Origin of the sequence: Nocardioides sp. (genome assembly GCF_964228225.1) — a bacterium.
Lineage (GTDB): Bacteria > Actinomycetota > Actinomycetes > Propionibacteriales > Nocardioidaceae > Nocardioides.
Map to the genome: position 1 here is coordinate 76,807 of NZ_CAXQZB010000049.1, position 15,869 is coordinate 92,675.

Annotated in this window: 17 protein-coding genes; 4 read left to right on the forward strand and 13 right to left on the reverse strand. The window is 75.1% G+C overall.

Annotated elements, in window-relative coordinates; translation table 11 throughout:
• Positions 1–16: 16 nt before the first annotated feature.
• The 11 genes from ACERUJ_RS12000 to ACERUJ_RS12050 form a co-directional block, all read right to left on the reverse strand.
• Positions 17–1,330 (reverse strand): MFS transporter, encoded by a 1,314-nt coding sequence (locus ACERUJ_RS12000; protein ID WP_370248770.1) that lies wholly within the window; start codon positions 1,328–1,330, stop codon positions 17–19.
• 10 nt (positions 1,331–1,340) lie between these two features.
• Entirely contained in the window at positions 1,341–2,978 is a 1,638-nt protein-coding gene (locus ACERUJ_RS12005; RefSeq protein ID WP_370248771.1) for a hypothetical protein, read from the reverse strand.
• A gap of 56 nt (positions 2,979–3,034) precedes the next feature.
• Complete coding sequence (locus ACERUJ_RS12010) at positions 3,035–3,235, reverse strand: hypothetical protein (protein WP_370248772.1); 201 nt, start codon at positions 3,233–3,235, stop codon at positions 3,035–3,037.
• Between the two features lie 157 nt (positions 3,236–3,392).
• Positions 3,393–4,280 carry a bifunctional DNA-formamidopyrimidine glycosylase/DNA-(apurinic or apyrimidinic site) lyase gene (gene mutM, locus ACERUJ_RS12015; RefSeq protein ID WP_370248773.1) on the reverse strand — a complete coding sequence of 296 codons (888 nt, stop codon included), beginning with the start codon at positions 4,278–4,280 and terminating at the stop codon, positions 3,393–3,395.
• Positions 4,273–4,971 (reverse strand): ribonuclease III, encoded by a 699-nt coding sequence (gene rnc, locus ACERUJ_RS12020; RefSeq protein WP_370248896.1) that lies wholly within the window; start codon positions 4,969–4,971, stop codon positions 4,273–4,275. Before rnc ends, mutM begins: the two co-directional genes overlap by 8 nt.
• A 71-nt stretch (positions 4,972–5,042) precedes the next feature.
• Positions 5,043–5,228: a 50S ribosomal protein L32 gene (gene rpmF / locus ACERUJ_RS12025; protein ID WP_370248774.1), complete on the reverse strand. Its 186-nt coding sequence runs from the start codon at positions 5,226–5,228 to the stop codon at positions 5,043–5,045.
• Positions 5,229–5,280: 52 nt separating this feature from the next.
• On the reverse strand, positions 5,281–5,847 hold the full coding sequence (locus ACERUJ_RS12030; RefSeq protein WP_370248775.1) for a DUF177 domain-containing protein: 567 nt from the start codon (positions 5,845–5,847) through the stop codon (positions 5,281–5,283).
• Positions 5,848–5,924: 77 nt separating this feature from the next.
• On the reverse strand, positions 5,925–6,407 hold the full coding sequence (coaD, locus tag ACERUJ_RS12035) for a pantetheine-phosphate adenylyltransferase (RefSeq protein ID WP_370248776.1): 483 nt from the start codon (positions 6,405–6,407) through the stop codon (positions 5,925–5,927).
• On the reverse strand, positions 6,404–6,970 hold the full coding sequence (gene rsmD, locus ACERUJ_RS12040; RefSeq protein WP_370248777.1) for a 16S rRNA (guanine(966)-N(2))-methyltransferase RsmD: 567 nt from the start codon (positions 6,968–6,970) through the stop codon (positions 6,404–6,406). Before rsmD ends, coaD begins: the two co-directional genes overlap by 4 nt.
• Entirely contained in the window at positions 6,967–9,240 is a 2,274-nt protein-coding gene (locus tag ACERUJ_RS12045) for an ATP-dependent DNA helicase RecG (protein ID WP_370248778.1), read from the reverse strand. Before ACERUJ_RS12045 ends, rsmD begins: the two co-directional genes overlap by 4 nt.
• A 6-nt stretch (positions 9,241–9,246) precedes the next feature.
• Positions 9,247–10,980 carry a DAK2 domain-containing protein gene (locus ACERUJ_RS12050; protein ID WP_370248779.1) on the reverse strand — a complete coding sequence of 578 codons (1,734 nt, stop codon included), beginning with the start codon at positions 10,978–10,980 and terminating at the stop codon, positions 9,247–9,249.
• A 166-nt stretch (positions 10,981–11,146) separates the two neighbouring features.
• Between ACERUJ_RS12050 and rpmB the strand changes: the two genes are divergently transcribed.
• A complete protein-coding gene (gene rpmB, locus ACERUJ_RS12055; RefSeq protein ID WP_345264167.1) occupies positions 11,147–11,332 on the forward strand; it encodes a 50S ribosomal protein L28 in 186 nt (61 codons plus the stop codon).
• 178 nt (positions 11,333–11,510) lie between these two features.
• Here the strand turns inward: rpmB and ACERUJ_RS12060 are convergent, their stop codons facing one another.
• Positions 11,511–12,479 carry a thiamine-phosphate kinase gene (locus tag ACERUJ_RS12060; protein ID WP_370248780.1) on the reverse strand — a complete coding sequence of 323 codons (969 nt, stop codon included), beginning with the start codon at positions 12,477–12,479 and terminating at the stop codon, positions 11,511–11,513.
• Positions 12,480–12,635: 156 nt separating this feature from the next.
• Between ACERUJ_RS12060 and ACERUJ_RS12065 the strand changes: the two genes are divergently transcribed.
• Both ACERUJ_RS12065 and ACERUJ_RS12070 read left to right on the forward strand, forming a co-directional pair.
• Positions 12,636–12,872, forward strand: a complete 237-nt coding sequence (locus ACERUJ_RS12065) for an Lrp/AsnC family transcriptional regulator (RefSeq protein WP_370248781.1) — start codon at positions 12,636–12,638, stop codon at positions 12,870–12,872.
• Positions 12,872–13,378, forward strand: a complete 507-nt coding sequence (locus ACERUJ_RS12070) for a DUF3515 domain-containing protein (RefSeq protein ID WP_370248782.1) — start codon at positions 12,872–12,874, stop codon at positions 13,376–13,378. The genes ACERUJ_RS12065 and ACERUJ_RS12070 overlap by 1 nt, the downstream gene beginning before the upstream one ends.
• 31 nt (positions 13,379–13,409) lie before the next feature.
• Here the strand turns inward: ACERUJ_RS12070 and ACERUJ_RS12075 are convergent, their stop codons facing one another.
• A complete protein-coding gene (locus ACERUJ_RS12075) occupies positions 13,410–14,564 on the reverse strand; it encodes a D-alanine--D-alanine ligase family protein (protein WP_370248783.1) in 1,155 nt (384 codons plus the stop codon).
• Between the two features lie 76 nt (positions 14,565–14,640).
• Here ACERUJ_RS12075 and ACERUJ_RS12080 point away from each other — a divergent pair, with 76 nt between their 5' ends.
• Entirely contained in the window at positions 14,641–15,792 is a 1,152-nt protein-coding gene (locus ACERUJ_RS12080) for a PLP-dependent aspartate aminotransferase family protein (RefSeq protein WP_370248784.1), read from the forward strand.
• Positions 15,793–15,869: the final 77 nt, after the last annotated feature.

Below are 15,869 nucleotides of genomic sequence, written 5' to 3' on the forward strand. Positions count from 1 at the left end.
CGCGGCGCGCCGCAGCCTACCCGCGTGCCTCGTCGCGCGGCGCGGCGTCGTCCGCGGCGGGCCCCTGCTCGTCGGCGTGGGCGATGTGGGCCAGCTGGCGCCAGAGCAGCACGAGGAACAGCACCGAGCCACCGAAGGCGAACCAGAACGGGCCGACGACGCCGGCCTGCTCGGCGATCAGCCCGCCGATGCCCGAGCCGATCACCAGGCCGGCGAACACGCCGAATCCGTTGATGCCCCCGACCCGCCCCTGCAGCTCGGCGGGCACGGCCCGCTGCCGCACGGTCATCGAGGTGGTGCCCCAGATGAAGGCGTGGGCGCCGAAGACGAAGAACACCGGGAGTGCCACCCACGGGCTGGTGGTGAGGGCGAGCACGAGGTGGGTGAGGGTCTCGATCACCAGGCCGATGCGCATGATCGTCCCCAGCGAGAGCCGGCGGGTCAGCCAGCCGTAGCAGACCGTGCCGAGCAGCCCTCCCGCCGCACCGACGCCGGTGACCAGGCCGAAGCCGGCCTCGGCGAGCCCCAGCCGCTGGGTGGCGTAGAGCACGAGCACCGACCACGCCGCGCCGAAGGTGAGGTTGAAGATGAAGATGGTGAGCACCAAGGTGCGCACGGCCGCGTGGTGCCACACCCAGCGCAGCCCCTCGCGCAGCTCGTGGAGCACGGTGCGGGCCGCCGGGCCGCCGGTGCGGTGGTCGGGCGGGCGCACGCGGGTCATGAACGCCCAGCCGAGGAGGGCGGTGAGCGCCTGCACCAGGAAGGGGGCGGCCGGGTGGAGGGCGAAGAGCACCGCGCCGCACAGCGGCCCCGCCAGCTGGTTGAGGGTGATGAAGCCGGTGAGCACCCGGCTGTTGGCCAGGGCGAGGTCCTCGCGGGCCACCAGCATGGGGGTGAAGGTGGCGGCGGCGTTGTCGACGAACACCTCCGCCGAGCCCAGGGCCAGCATCACGACCAGGGCGAACCCGATGGTGGCGGTGTCGGCGAGCACCGCGATCGCCAGCGTCGCGACCAGCAGCACCCGCAGCGCGTTGCCCACGAGCACGAGCCGACGCCGGTCGTGCCGGTCGGTGTAGACCCCGGCCAGCAGACCGAAGAGCAACGACGGCGCCCAGGCCGCCGTGGCGGCCAGCGCCACCAGTCCCGGGGAGTCGGTGAGGGAGGCGACCAGGAGCGGGGCGGCGGCCAGCGCCAGACCGTCGCCGAGGTTGGTGGTCCAGCTCGAGGCGAGCAGCCACCGGAAGTCGCGGCCGAGCCGAGCGGGCGCCACCCGCTCCCCCCATCCACCGGGCTCCGGAGCGCGGGTCGGGGTGGTGGGCGCGGCGGACACCCGCTCGACGTTACGCGCTCGCCGCCGGTGCCGGCACCCGGATTTCGGACCCTCCGCGCACCGGACGTCGGCGGCGCAGCAGGGTCAGGCCGAACGCCGCGGCGCCGGCCGCCAGCACGAGCGTGCCGGCGCCGGCCGCGTCGCCGGGCCCGACCGGGCCACCCCGGGCCGGGGGCGGCAGGGCACCGCGCCCGTCGCCGGGCACGTCGACGGCGTACACGTCCAGGCCGCGCACCAGGTCCAGGGAGTACACGACGTTGGTGCGGGCGCTGGTACGGCGACCGTCGCGGTAGACCGGCACCCACATCGCGTCCCAGACCTCCGAGGCGCCCCACACGGCGTGGCTGTAGGACCGGATCCGGCGCGGGTCGCGGACGTCGAGGATCTGGGTGCCGCCACCGTAGAAGCCGGCCGCGACCAGTCCGCCGGGGCGGTAGTCGAACCAGTGGGAGGAGCAGAAGGCGCCGCGGGGCAGGGGGTAGGTGCCGAGGTCGGCGAGCTCGACCTTGTCCAGCGGGACGATGCGCCCCGGCGCACCGGGCCCGCCGAGTCGCTTGACCCACCAGGTCTGGAAGGAGCCGGCCCGGGCGCAGTCGGTCTGCTCGTAGTCCTCCTCGGTGACGAGCAGGACGTTGCCCGAGGTCAGGGACGGCGGCCGGTTCGGCTCGAAGCGGTCGGCGTGGGGACGGAAGGCGTTGTGGAGGATGAAGTCGTTCCAGCCGGGGTGGCGGGGATCCTCGCCCCGACCGGCCCGACCGGTGGTGGCGAGCAGGCGCGGACGACGCGGGTCGGAGACGTCCCACATCGAGGCGCCGCCCCAGCCGGTGTGGGTCGCGACGCCGGCGGCGTCGATGTTCCACTGGTGACCCGCGGTCGGCGAGGTGAAGGGCTGGGTGCCCGGACGACGCGGTGCGGCGTCGACCTCGCGCGGACGCTCGAGGGAGGTGAGGTCGACGATCGAGAAGTGCGGGTCCTGCTCGTCCTCCCCCGCGGAGTAGGCGTAGCGGCAGTCGCGCACGTCGATGCACGCCACCGTGTGGGTGCTGGTGGTGGCCTCGGTGCGCCCGGCGATGCGGGGCCGCGACGGCGTGGTGACGTCGACGACGATCAGCTCACCACCGCCGACGTTGACGTGGGTCGGCCCCGAGGGGTCGGTCGGTGCGGCTTGCACGAGGTCGACGCCGACGAGCACGAACCGACGCACGCCCGAGGCTGTGCGCCGCTCCCCGCACGTCATGGCCTCGTTCTCGAACAGGACCTCCGGCAGCACCCCCACCAGCCGGGGCGCCGCCGGGTCGGCGACGTCGTAGACCCGCAGCGAGTCCACCCCACTGGTCACGAACAGTGGCGCGGAGGCCAGGAAGCAGCCCGAGATCGCCAGCTGGCCCGGGCGCACGGCGAGGTGGTTGATCCGCTCGCCCAGGAGGGCGACGTCGGTGGGGTCCGCGCCCAGCCCGACCCGTGCCGCGGGAGCCGCGGTCGGCCCGGTGGCCCCGGGCTCGGCGGCGACGGGGGCCGCGAGCCCGAGTCCGGCGGCCGCCGGTGCGAGCAGGCAGGCCACCGCGAGCAGACCGCCGGCGGTGATGAGGGGACGACGGCGTCCCCGACGGCGGGCGCCGGGGAGCGACGGGCGCGGGGAGCGGCGCATGCCGCTCCAACGACGCAGGCCCGCGCGGGGTCACGGACCCCCGCGGGCGCGGAGCGTCAGGCGGGCTGCAGCTCCTGCTGCGGCGCGACCTCGAGCAGCTCGGCCGCACGGGCGGCGACGAGACGGTCGTTCTCCTCCGAGAGGCGGAGGACGAGCGACTCCAGCTCGGCCACCCGGTTGCGCAGTCGAGCGTTCTCGACGGCGAGTCGCGGGTCGCGCAGGTCGCTGTTCAGGTGACCGATCAGCGCCTTGGCCATGGCGAGGGGACCTTCCGGTAGAGGTGCCGTTGGTGGTGCCGGCGTGGTCGCCGGGCGTCATGCCAGTCGGGCTGGCTCATCACACGGTGGGGGTGCTCCCCCGGTGGTGCGGCCCGATCCGGGCCGTCTCCAAGAGTCCCACCGAGTCGCGATGCGGTCAAACCCGCCGGCGTGCCGCCGACGCGGTGCGCGCGGAGCGCCGCGGCACCGGCTGGCAGCGGGCACAGAAGTAGGAGGAGCGGTTCATGAACGCCACCCGCCGGATCGGGGTGTCGCACCGGTCGCACGGCTCGCCCTCGCGGCCGTAGGCGTGCAGCGAGCGGTCGAAGTACCCCGACTCGCCGTTGACGTTGACGTAGAGCGCGTCGAAGGACGTGCCGCCCTGGGCGAGGGCGTCGGACATCACCGTGCGGGCGTGGTCGAGCAGCTCCTGCACCTGACGGGCCGTGAGCCGCTCCCCCGGGCGCTCGCCGTGGATGCCGGCACGCCACAGCGCCTCGTCGGCGTAGATGTTGCCGACCCCGGACACGACGGTCTGGTCCAGCAGCAGCCGCTTGACAGCGCTCGCGCGCCGCCGCACCTCGCGCACGAAGCGCGCGTCGTCGAAGGCGGGGTCGAGGGGGTCGCGGGCGATGTGAGCGATCTCGCCGGGCAGCTGCGCGCCGCCGCGACTCAGCAGCAGGCCGCCGAACATCCGCTGGTCGACGAAGCGCAGGTCGCGGTCCTCGTCGGCCCCGCTGAGGGTGAACAGCACCCGCAGGTGTCGTTCGGCGGGGGCGTCCTTGGGCTGGACGAGCAGCTGGCCGCTCATGCCGAGGTGGCCGAGCACGGCGTCGCCGTCGTCGAGCGGCAGCCACAGGTACTTGCCGCGACGTCGGGCGGCGACGATGCGGCGACCGGCGAGGGCGCCGGCGAAGTGCGCGGCACCGCCCTCGTGGCGGCGGACCGGGCGCGGGTGGAGCACCGCCACGGACTCGATCCGGGCGCCGACGACGTGGCGCTCCAGGCCGGCCCGGACGACCTCGACCTCGGGCAGCTCAGGCATCGCCCGGCGTGCCCCCCGGCAGGCTCGCGGAGCCCTGGATCTCGAGGTAGGCGGTCTCGGCCGCGCCCTGCTCGGCCTCCTTCTTCGACCGGCCGGTGCCGTTGCCGTAGAGGGTCGCCCCCACGCGGACCCGGGCGTGGAAGGTCTTGAGGTGGTCGGGGCCCTCGGCCTCGATGACGTACTCGGGCACGCCCAGGGAGCGCTCGGCGGCGAGCTCCTGCAGCGAGGTCTTCCAGTCCAGCCCCGCCCCGAGGGCCGAGGCCTGCTCGATGAGGGGGTCGAAGAGCCGGTGGACCAGCTCGGAGGCCACCTCGATGCCGCCGGAGAGGTGGACGGCCCCGATCACGGCCTCGACGGTGTCGGAGAGGATGGAGGCCTTGGTACGCCCACCGGTGGTCTCCTCGCCGCGCCCGAGCTTGATGTACGCGCCGAGCCCGATCCGCTCGGCAACCCCGGCCAGCGCGCGGGCGTTGACGACCGCGGCGCGCAGCTTGGCCAACCGGCCCTCGGAGAGGTCCGGGTGGGTGCGGTAGAGCGTCTCGGTGACCACCACCCCCAGCACGGAGTCGCCGAGGAACTCCAGGCGCTCGTTGGTGGGGATCCCACCGTTCTCGTAGGCGTAGGAGCGGTGGGTGAGGGCGAGCTCGAGCAGCTCGGGGTCCAGGACGGGGTCCCCGAGGGCAGCGCGCAGCGCGCCCCGGTCAGGGGCGGTGGAGGGGGCGGCGTCGGCGTTGATGGCGGCCCGACCCGAGGACGGGGAGGTCAGAGAACCTGGCGACGGGCCGCGCGGGCGCCGTACTGACCGCACTCGCCGCACGCGCGGTGCGGGAGGTGCTGGGCGCCGCACGCGGGGTTGGCGCAGGTCACCAGGGTCGGCACGGTGGCCTTCCAGGCCGAACGACGGTGCCGGGTGTTGCTGCGCGACATCTTCCGCTTCGGGACAGCCACTGTTCTCTCCTCGTCAGGTCAAGCTGGGGGTGGTGCTGGTTCGGGGTGGTGCTCAGGCGGGATCGGCGCCGTTGCGCAGCGCGTCGAGCGCCGCCCACCGGGGATCGGTCCGTGCCTCGTGGTCGTGGTCGGGATCCTCCGCCAGTCGCGCGCCGCACTCGACGCACAATCCGGGGCAGTCCTCCTCGCACAGCGGCTGGAAGGGCAGTGCGAGCACCACCGCATCCCGCAGCAACGGCTCCAGGTCGACCAGGTCGTCCTGCAGCCTACTGAGATCGTCGTCCTCCTCGTGCTCCGGGGAGTCGGAGCCGAAGGTCTGGTCGTCGTAGACGAACAGTTCCTGGAATCGCACCACGAGGTCGTCGTGGATCGGTTCCAGGCACCGTGCGCACTCGCCGTCGAGCTCGACCGAGGCCGAACCCGTGACCAGCACCCCCTCCATGACCGCCTCCAGCCGCAGGTCGAAATCGACCGGCGAACCTTCGGGCACTCCGAGGACGTCGATGCCCAGATCCGCCGGGGCCGGCACCGAGAGCTCCACCTGACGCTGGGACCCCGGGCGGCGGCCGAGCTCGCGGGTATCGAGCACGAGCGGCGCTCGCGGGTCCAGGCTGGTCACAGTGTCACTTCCGGGTCCGGGCACAGCAGATCAGCGATGAGCGTACCGCCGAGGGGTCCGGGCGGCCAAAAGCCGCCTCAGCGCCGCTGGGCCGCCCGCTCCAGCAGGGCCTCGAGCACGAAGTCGGGCACGAACGCGGCGACGTCGCCGCCGAAGCTGACGACCTCCTTCACCAGGCTCGAGGACACGAAGGACTGCCCCGTGCTCGCCGGGAGGAAGACGGTCTCGATTCCGGTGAGGGCGACGTTCATGTGGGCCATCGGCAGCTCGTAGTCGAAGTCGCTGGAGGAGCGCAGCCCCTTGACCAGCGCGACCGCGCGCTGCTCGGCGCAGAACTCGGTGACCAGGCCGGTGAACCCGCGCACGACGACGTTCGGGAACGGAGCGCACGCCCGCTCCATCATCGCGATCCGCTCCTCCGGGCTGAACCACCGACTCTTGGAGGGGTTGACGCCCAGGGCGACCACGACCTCGTCGAAGAGCCGGGCCGCCCGTCCGATGATGTCGAGGTGGCCCAGCGTGACGGGGTCGAAGGAGCCGGGACAGACGGCCTTGCTCATGGCGCGTGACCGTACCAGTGCGCGAACCACACGGTGGTCTCGCCGTAGACCTTCGAGCGCACCGCCTCCAGGCCCGGGGGCCAGGTCGGTTCGGGGCTGCGACGCGAGCGCTCGACGAGCACGGCGGCGTCGGGCGCCAGCCAGGGCACCAGGGCCCGCAGGTCCTCGGCCACCTCCTCCTCCGTGCGGGGGTAGGGCGGGTCGAGGAAGGCGACGTCGACGGCCAGGTCCACCGGCCGGGCCAGGGCGGACGACACCGTGGCGGCCACGACGTCGGCCACCGCGCAGCCGATGCTCGCGGCGTTGCGCCGGATCAGCGCCGCGGTGGCCCGGTCGTGCTCCACCAGCCGCACCCGGGCCGCACCGCGCGACCAGGCCTCCAGCCCCACGGCACCGCTGCCGGCGAACAGGTCGAGGAACACCGTGTCCTCCAGGCCGCCCGCGCGCGCCGCGAGGGCGGAGAACAGCGCCTCGCGGGTGCGGTCGCTGGTGGGACGCGTGCGGTCGCCGCGCGGGGTCGCGAGCCTCCGCCCGCCGGCGCGGCCGGCGATGATGCGGGTCACGACTTGACCATCATCTCGGCCGCCGCGCGGGCCTCCAGCGACCGCACGCGCTCCGCGAGCACCGGCCAGGCGTCGAGCGGGTCCGACTCGCCCGCGGCGGGCGGCGGGCCCTCGCCGAGCAGCTCCTCCACCGCCTCGCGCGCCTGGAGGATCGTCTTCTCGTCGCGCAGCACCCGCAGGCTCTCCAGCTGGGTGCGGAAGCCCGACTGGGCCCGCCCCAGCACGTCGCCCTCGCGCCGCTGGTCGAGGTCGAGCCGGCTCAGCTCGAAGCCGTCGGTCGTGGCCGCCACCGCGTCCAGACGCACCCGGGCCGGGGTGTCCGGAGCGGCGGAGGACACCAGCAGGCACAGCCCCGGCAGGCCGCCGCGGCCCACCCGACCCCGCAGCTGGTGCAGCTGGGAGATGCCGAAGCGCTCGGCGTCCAGGATCACCATCGTGGTGGCGTTGGCGACGTCGACCCCGACCTCGATCACCGTGGTGGACACCAGCACGTCGAGCTCGCCGGCGGCGAAGGCCCGCATCGTGGCGTCCTTGTCCTCCGGACGCAGCCGGCCGTGCAGCGGCGCGAGCCGCAGCCCGTCCAGGGGTCCGTCGCCGAGCTCGCGGACGACGTCCTCGACCGCCGCCAGCGGCCGTTGCGGGGCGGCGGGGCCCGCGGGACCGGGATCCTCGGAGCCGTCGGGATCGGGCAGGTCGATCGGCAGCTGGGCGCCGTCCACCGGCTCGTCGTCGTCGCTGCTGATCCGGGGGCACACGACGTAGACCTGGTGGCCGCGCGCGACCTCCTCCCGGACCCGCTCCCACACCCGGGCGTACCAGTGCGGGTGGTCGAGCAGGTGCACCGCGGTGGTCTGGATGGGCGCCCGGCCGGCGGGCAGCTCGTCGAGCACCGAGACCTCGAGGTCACCGAAGACCGTCATCGCGACCGTGCGCGGGATGGGCGTGGCGGTCATGACCAGCAGGTGCGGCGGCACACCGTCGGTCTTGGCGGTCAGGGCCGCGCGCTGCTCGACGCCGAAGCGGTGCTGTTCGTCGACCACCACCAGGCCGAGGTCGGCGAACATCACGGTGTCCTCGAGCAGGGCGTGGGTGCCCACCACCATCCCGGCCTCCCCGCTGGCCAGCCGGGAGAGCGGGCCGGTGCGCTGGCTGCGGGTCATGGAGCCGGTGAGCAGCTCGACCGAGGTGCCCCCGAACATCGCGCCGCCCGCGAGGTCGCCGAGCATCGCGGTGAGCGAGCGGTGGTGCTGCTGGGCCAGCACCTCGGTGGGGGCCAGCAGCGCCGCCTGGCCGCCGGAGTCGATCACGCGCAGCATCGCCCGCAGCGCCACGAGCGTCTTGCCGGACCCCACCTCGCCCTGCAGCAGCCGGTTCATGGGGTGCTCACCGGCCAGGTCGGCCTCGATCTCCTCCCCGATCGCGCGCTGCCCCCGGGTGAGCTCGAAGGGCAGGGAGGCGTCGAAGGCGCGCAGCAGGGCGCCGTCGCCGCCGTCGCGGCGCCGGGTGCCCAGCGCGCGCACGGCCGCACGACGGCGGGCGAGCACGGCCTGGGTGATCAGCGCCTCCTCGAAGCGGAGGTAGCGGTGGGCGCGGGCGACCTCGGCTTGGGTGTCGGGGGTGTGCAGCAGGTGCAGCACGTCGTCGGGCCCCGGCAGCCGGTACCGCTCGCGCACCGGCGCCGGGACCACCTCGGGCAGGGCGTCGACGAAGGTGCGTGCGGCCGCCACCACCTGCTGGACGTCCATGTTCGTGACGCCGGAGGTGAGCGGGTACAGAGGGAACAGCCGGCTCAACGCCGGCGCCCCCGTCCCGGCATCGTCATCCGCGTCGAACAGGATCACGTCGGGGTTGGTCAGCTGCCAGTCCTCCCTGAACCGACGAGGCTTGCCGATGAACACCCCGGTGCGCCCCGGTCGGTACGTGCGTTCGTGGAAGTCGGCGATGTTCTTGGTCTTGGAGAAGTACACGAGGCTGAACGATGTGCCGTCGGTCAGGACCTGCACCTCGGTGCGGAACGCGGCCCGTCCGGTGCGCCGGTCGGTGTAGGAGACGGCCTTGCTGCGGCCGATCCGGCCCACCACCGTCAGCACCTGCCCCTCGACGAAGTCGTCGACCTGCGAGAGTGTGCCGGTCTCGAGGTAGCGGCGCGGGCGGTGGCGCAGCAGGTCCTCGACCGTCTGCAGCCCCAACCGGTCGCGGAAGGCGACGAGCTTCTTCGGACCGGCGTTGCCCAGCACGGTCTCGATCCGTGACTCCGGGGTGATCGACATGCGACCTCACTCCACCGCGAGCAGCAGCGGGTAGCGGTCCTGCCCGCCGTCGTAGCCGACGACGTCGACGTGCGGGTGGTGGGCGTCGACCCACGCGGCGGCGGCGTCGCGCAGCGCCTCGCCGCCGGCCCCGGCGACCAGGGTGACCAGCTCACCGCCGCCGGCGAGCAGCCGGCCCAGCACCTCGGCGGCCACCGCGGCCTGGTCCTGGCCGATCACCACGAAGTCGCCCTCGATGACGCCGAGGACGTCGCCGGGCTCGCACCACCCGGCCATCGTCAGCGCCCGCTTGGCCGCGATCGTCACCCCGCCCTGGCGTGCGTGCCGGGCGGTGGCGGTCATCTCGAGCACGTCGGAGTCGAACGCGCGTCCGGGCTCGTGCACGGCCAGCGCGGCCAGGCCCTGCACCTGGGCGACGGCGGGGACCACGGCCACGCGCAGGCCGAGGTCGGCCTCGGCCGTGCGGGCCGCCACCTCCGCGGTGCGCACGGTGTCGTGGTCGTTGGGGAGCACGATCACCTCGGCGGCGCCGGAGTCGGCGATCGCGCCGAGCAGCGCCCCGGTGCTGGGACGCCGCCCCGGGCCGCCCTCCACCACCCGCGCACCGGCCTCCGCGAACAGCCGGGACAGCCCCGGCCCCGCCGCCACCGCGACGACGGCGCGGCCCCGGCGGCCGCCCGGGGCCCGGCCCGCGGTGCTCGCGGCGCTGCGGGCCGCCTGGTCGGCGAAGTGGGTGACCCGGATGCGGTGGGGACGCCCGGCCTCCAGCCCGGCCTCGATGGCCGCCCCGACGTCGTCGACGTGCACGTGGACGTTCCACAGCCCCTCGCCGCCGACGACCACGAGGGAGTCCCCGAGCCCGGCCAGGGTGCGGCGCAGGGCGCCGATCCCGTCCTCGCCGGTGGCGGTGGTGTCGAGCAGGTACATCACCTCGTAGGCCGGGCCGTCCGCGGTGTGCTCGTGCGCGGGACCGTCCAGCGGCACCAGCGGCACGGGGATCGAGCGCTGGCCCCGGGGGGCGACGGCCATCGGGCGGCGCCCGGTGAGCACGGTCTCGACGGCGTCGAGCAGCACGCACATGCCGCGGCCCCCGGCGTCCACCACGCCGGCGTCGCGCAGCAGCGGCAGCAGGTCCGGGGTGCGGGCCAGCGACTCGCGCGCCGCCCGCGCCGCCTCGGTGAACACGTCGCGTGCCCGGGCGTCGGGCTGCTCCGCGCGGGCGAGCGCCGCCTCGGCGGCCTCCCGCACCACGGTGAGCATGGTGCCCTCCACCGGGGTGCCGACGGCGGCGTAGGCCGCGGTCGCCGCCGCCTCCAGCGCGGCGGCCACGATCCGGGCGTTGCGCTCCTCGGCGGTGGCGGTGGCCAGGCGGCGGGTGATCGCGCCGAGGATCTCCGACAGGATCACCCCCGAGTTGCCGCGGGCCCCGAGCAGCGCACCGCGGGCCAGCGCGGCCAGGGCGGCGTCGCGCAGCCGGTCGCCGTCGTCGTCGGGCAGGACCTGCTCGTCCTCCCCGGGACCCCCGGGACCACCGGCATCGGCGGGGAGCACGGCGTGCACGGCGTCGCGGGCCGCGGAGATCGTGAGGTAGAGGTTGGTGCCGGTGTCGCCGTCGGGCACCGGGTAGACGTTGAGGGCGTCGATCTCCTCGCGGGCGGCGGCCAGCGCGTCGGTGGCGGCGTCGATGAACCGCACGACGACCCCGAGCTCGATGTGTCCGCTGATCGGGGCCTGCTCCACGGGCGTACGGTAGCCCGCGGACCCGGGGGCCGCGACCTCGCCCCGGCGGGGTCGGCGGTGGCGATCCCGGCACGATTTCGGGGTGCGGCCCGGCTCGGATACGCTACTGCGGTTGCCCGTCCCGCGCGGGCCCCTTCTACTTCCGTTCGACCTCAGGAGATTCACCGTGGCTGCCGTCTGCGACATCTGCGCCAAGAAGCCGTCCTTCGGCAACAACCGGCCCTGGTCGCGCAAGATCACCAAGCGCCGCTTCGACCCCAACATCCAGCGGGTCCGGGCCACCGTCAACGGCACCCCCAAGCGCCTGAACGTGTGCACCGGCTGCCTCAAGGCCGGCAAGGTCACCCGCTGACCCCACCCGCACTCACGGCGAGGCCGTCACCGACTCCGGTCGGTGGCGGCCTCGCCGCTTTTCCGGGCGGCGGGTCTCCCGTTGTCACCAGCGGAATGCACCGTTTCCGGGGCGGAACCGGTGCCTTCCGCTGGTGACAACGCTCCCCCGGCGACCACCGTCGGCGGGTGGGTGGCGCTCAGAAGTGGGTCCAGCCCCAGGGCTCCTCCGGCGCGACGCCGTCCACGAGCACCGCCGGCTCCCCCGGCACCGCCGCGCCCACCCGGCCGATCGGACGGAACGACGCCGGCAGCGCGACGTCGGGCGGGAAGGTCGCGAGCAGGCTGTGGTCCTCCCCGCCGGTGAGCACCAGCCGCAACGGATCGACCCCGGTGGCGGCGGCGACGGTGTGCAGCGGCTCAGGGATCTCCAGCCGCGCACTGTCCAGCTCCAGCCGCACCCCGGAGGCGCGCGCGACGTGCCCGGCCTCGGCGAGCAGGCCGTCGGAGACGTCGATGAGCGCGCTCGCGCCGGCCGCGGCGGCCTCGGGTCCGGCGTCGTAGGGGGGCGTGGGGCGCCGGTAGGCGTCCACGAGCACCCGCGGGGAGCGGAACCCGCGCCCCAGCACGGTGAGGCCGCCCGCCGACCAGCCCTGCCGACCCGCGAGGGCCACGACGTCGCCGGGGCGGGCGCCGGCGCGCGTCACGGGCGCGACGGTGCAGCCACCCAGCACCGTGACGGCCACGACCACGACGTCGGCTCGGGTGAGGTCGCCCCCCACCACGCTGGCCCCCACCAGCGCGCACTCCGCGGCGAACCCGCGCGCGAAGTCCTCGGCCCAGGCCACGGGCAGGTCGGCCGGGGCGGCCAGACCGAGGGTGAGGGTGTGGGCGCGCCCGCCCATGGCGTTGATGTCGGACAGGTTCTGCGCCGCCGCACGGTGCCCCACGTCCGTGGCCGAGGACCAGTCGCGCCGGAAGTGGCGGCCCTCCACCAGCAGGTCGGTGGACATCACGACGTGCCCACCGCGGATGCGCACCAGGGCGGCGTCGTCACCGGGCCCGAGGAGCACCTGCTCACCGGCCGGGAAGTGCGGGGTCAGCCGGGCGATCAGCCCGAACTCACCGACGTCGGCGAGGGTGGCGTCGGGGGCGGCCGCGTCGTCCATGACCCCATCCCACCGCACGCGCCCCGCCCGGGGCCACCGGGGTCCCGGGCCCGGCTCTTCCCCCGGGCGCGGGTGTCGGGGGTCACGGCGGGGGCGATAGGTTACGCGGCGGCAGTGGCCTCATCCGGGGAGCCGCAGAACGCGAAGGAGCGTGTCATGGGCGTGCAGGCCTACATCCTCATCCAGACCGACGTCGGGCGCACCGCCGACGTCGCCCGGGCCGTCGCCGGCCTCGACGGCGTCACCGACGCCGAGGCGGTCACCGGCCCCTACGACGTGATCGTGCGCGCCCGCGCCGCCGACGTCGACGAGCTGGGGCGGCTCGTCGTCGCCCAGATCCAGAGCACGCCGGGCATCACCCGCACCCTGATGTGCACGGTGGTCCACCTCTGATGTCGGGGCGGGGTCGGCGCGCGCTCGCGGCACTGGTCGCGTCGGGTCTCGTGCTGCCGCTGCTCGGCGGCTGCGGCGAGGGCCCTGTGGAGCTGCCCCTGCCCGACCTCGACGCCGCCGACCTCGCGGCCTGCCGGGCGTTCACCGACGCCCTGCCCTCCACCCTGGCCGGCGAGCCGCGCGTGGCCGTGCAGCCCGAGGACGCGCTCGGGGCCGCCTACGGCGACCCGGCGTTCGTCGTGCGCTGCGGCGTCCCGGTGCCCGCGGAGTTCGACGCCACCGCCTCGTGCGAGGACGTCAGCGGCGTCGGCTGGTTCGTGCCGCCCGCGCAACTGGACGACCAGACGGCCGACGTCACCCTCACCACCCCCGGCTACCGACCGGTCGTGCAGGTCACCGTGCCGGGCGAGTACCGGCCCGACGGCCCGGCGAACGCCCTGGCGGAGCTGGCCGACGCCGTGCGCGCCCACCTCACCCTCGACCAGCCCTGCGAGGGCGTGGGCTGAGCCGCCGCGGGCCCGGTGCGCGGACCGCGGGTCAGCGCAGGCCGGTGTCGCGCGCCAGCGCGAGTCGGACCAGCCGGTCGACCAGCGCCGGGTAGGGCAGACCGGTGGCCTCCCACATGCGCGGGAACATCGAGAGCGGCGTGAAGCCGGGCATGGTGTTGAGCTCGTTGACCACCAGCGACCCGTCGGGGCGCAGGAAGAAGTCGACCCGCGCCAGCCCCTCGGCGCCGACGGCGTCGAACGCGCGCGCCGCGAGGGCGCGGACCTGCGCGACGACGTCCTCGGGGAGGTCGGCCGGCACGTCGAGGGCGGTGGCCTCCTCGGGCAGGTACTTGGCGTCGAAGTCGTAGAAGTCGTGGTCGCCGGTGATGCGGATCTCGGCCGGCACGCTGGTCTCGACCCCGCCGGCGAGGGACTCCAGCACCCCGCACTCCACCTCGCGGGCACCCTCCGCCGACACCTCGACCAGCACCTTGGGGTCGTGGGCGAAGGCGGCCTCGAGGGCGTCGGGCAGCGCCGCGAGGTCGCGCACCTTGGAGATGCCGATGCTCGAGCCGCCCCGGGCGGGCTTGACGAACAGCGGGAGGCCGAGCGCGGCCACCTCGGCCGTCACCCCGGCGGCGTCGGCGGCCCAGCCGCGCGCGGTCACGGTGACGCTGGGCATCACCGGCAGCCCGGCCGCGCTCAGCACCACCTTCATGTAGGCCTTGTCCATGCTCACCGCGGAGGCGAGCACGCCGGCGCCGACGTAGCGGACACCAGCCATCTCGAGCATGCCCTGGATCGTGCCGTCCTCGCCCCAGGGCCCGTGGAGCACCGGGAAGACGACGTCGACCTCGCCCCAGACCTGCGGGGGCCGGCCGGCGGCGGTCACCACGAGGTCGGTGCCGTGGGTGACGCGGGCCAGGGCGACGGAGTCGGCGTCGTCGTCGACGGCGGGCAGCTCCCCGCGGCCGCCGATGCGCATCCGCTCGGGGTCGGCCGACTCCAGCACCCAGCGGCCGTCGCGGGTGATCCCGACGGGCACGACGTCGTAGTGGGCCGGGTCCAGCGCGCCGATCACGCTGGCCGCGGTGACGCAGGAGATGGCGTGCTCGCTGGAGCGGCCGCCGAACACGACGGCGACGCGGGGGCGACGGGAGGGGTCAGGGCCGTCCGTGGGGGTCGGGCCGTCCTGGGGGGTCACGCAGGCGACCCTATCCGGGGCCGGCCCCGGGCCCCGCGCAGGCACCGGTGGCCGGGCGCGTCCTATCCTCGCCACCATGGCCGACCACACCCCCACGCCCGAGACCACCGACGGATCGGGCGCGGGAACGACCGCCGCCGGCCTGCGGCCCGCCACGGTGGCGGTCACGGCCGGACGCCCCGCGCACGAGCCCGACCAGCCGCTGAACGTCCCGCTGGTCCCGGCCGCCACCTACGTCGCCGGCGGCGACCGGGAGTACGGCCGCTACGGCAACCCCACCTGGGAGGCCTTCGAGGAGGTCCTCGGCGGCCTGGAGGGCGGGCGGGCGCTGGGCTTCTCCACCGGCATGGCGGCGATCACGTGCCTGCTCGACCTCGTCGGCACCGGCGCCGGGGTGGTGCTGCCGCGCCACGCCTACCTCGGCAGCACGATGGCCGCGGCCGACCTGGAGGGCCGGGGACGCCTGCGCACCACCCTGGTCGACGTCACCGACCCCGACGCCGTGGCGGCGGCCTGCGACGACGACGTCGCGCTGCTGTGGCTGGAGTCGCCCACCAACCCGGCCCTGGAGGTGGCCGACCTCGAGCGCCTCGCGGCGATCGGTCACGCGGCCGGCGCGACCGTGGTGGTGGACAACACCTTCGCCACCCCGCTGCGGCAGCGTCCGCTCGACCTCGGCGCCGACGTCGTGGTGCACTCCGCCACCAAGTACCTCGCCGGCCACTCCGACGCGCTGCTGGGCGCGCTGGTGACCCGCGACGACGGGCTGCACCAGGTGCTCTCCGACCGGCGTCGGCTCACCGGAGCGGTGCCCGGCACCCTCGAGGCGTTCCTGGCGGTGCGCGGCATGCGCACCCTGCACCTGCGGCTGGACCGGGCCGAGGAGAACGCCCGGGTGCTGGCCGCCCGGGCCGCCGAGCACCCCGCGGTGGCCGAGGTCCGCTATCCCGGCTTCGGGGCGATCGTGGCGCTCGTCCTTGCCGGCGCCGAGGAGGGCGAGGGTCCCGGGAGCGCGGCCCTGGCCGGCGACCTGCTGGTGCGCAGCACCGCTCTCTGGGTGCACGCGACCTCGCTCGGCGGGGTCGAGTCGACCTTCGAGCGGCGTCGTCGGTGGCGCGGTGAGGCCGCCACCATCCCCCAGGGACTGGTGCGCCTCTCCGTGGGCGTCGAGGACGTCGAGGACCTCTGGGACGACCTCGCACGCGGCCTCGACCGCCTCACCCGCTGACCTCGACCGGGGGGCAGTGTACTCGGCTGGCCGAGCACACTGCCCGACCACCACTGCGTACTCACCGGAGCCGCAGC

What these genes read in the sequence shown, in the direction of transcription:
- ACERUJ_RS12005 (WP_370248771.1), bottom strand. Translation starts at nt 2,978, where the DNA reads ATGCGCCGCTCCCCGCGCCCGTCGCTCCCCGGCGCCCGCCGTCGGGGA.
- ACERUJ_RS12010 (WP_370248772.1), bottom strand. Translation starts at nt 3,235, where the DNA reads ATGGCCAAGGCGCTGATCGGTCACCTGAACAGCGACCTGCGCGACCCG.
- mutM (WP_370248773.1), bottom strand. Translation starts at nt 4,280, where the DNA reads ATGCCTGAGCTGCCCGAGGTCGAGGTCGTCCGGGCCGGCCTGGAGCGC.
- coaD (WP_370248776.1), bottom strand. Translation starts at nt 6,407, where the DNA reads ATGAGCAAGGCCGTCTGTCCCGGCTCCTTCGACCCCGTCACGCTGGGC.
- ACERUJ_RS12045 (WP_370248778.1), bottom strand. Translation starts at nt 9,240, where the DNA reads ATGTCGATCACCCCGGAGTCACGGATCGAGACCGTGCTGGGCAACGCC.
- ACERUJ_RS12060 (WP_370248780.1), bottom strand. Translation starts at nt 12,479, where the DNA reads ATGGACGACGCGGCCGCCCCCGACGCCACCCTCGCCGACGTCGGTGAG.
- ACERUJ_RS12065 (WP_370248781.1), top strand. Translation starts at nt 12,636, where the DNA reads ATGGGCGTGCAGGCCTACATCCTCATCCAGACCGACGTCGGGCGCACC.
- ACERUJ_RS12070 (WP_370248782.1), top strand. Translation starts at nt 12,872, where the DNA reads ATGTCGGGGCGGGGTCGGCGCGCGCTCGCGGCACTGGTCGCGTCGGGT.
- ACERUJ_RS12080 (WP_370248784.1), top strand. Translation starts at nt 14,641, where the DNA reads ATGGCCGACCACACCCCCACGCCCGAGACCACCGACGGATCGGGCGCG.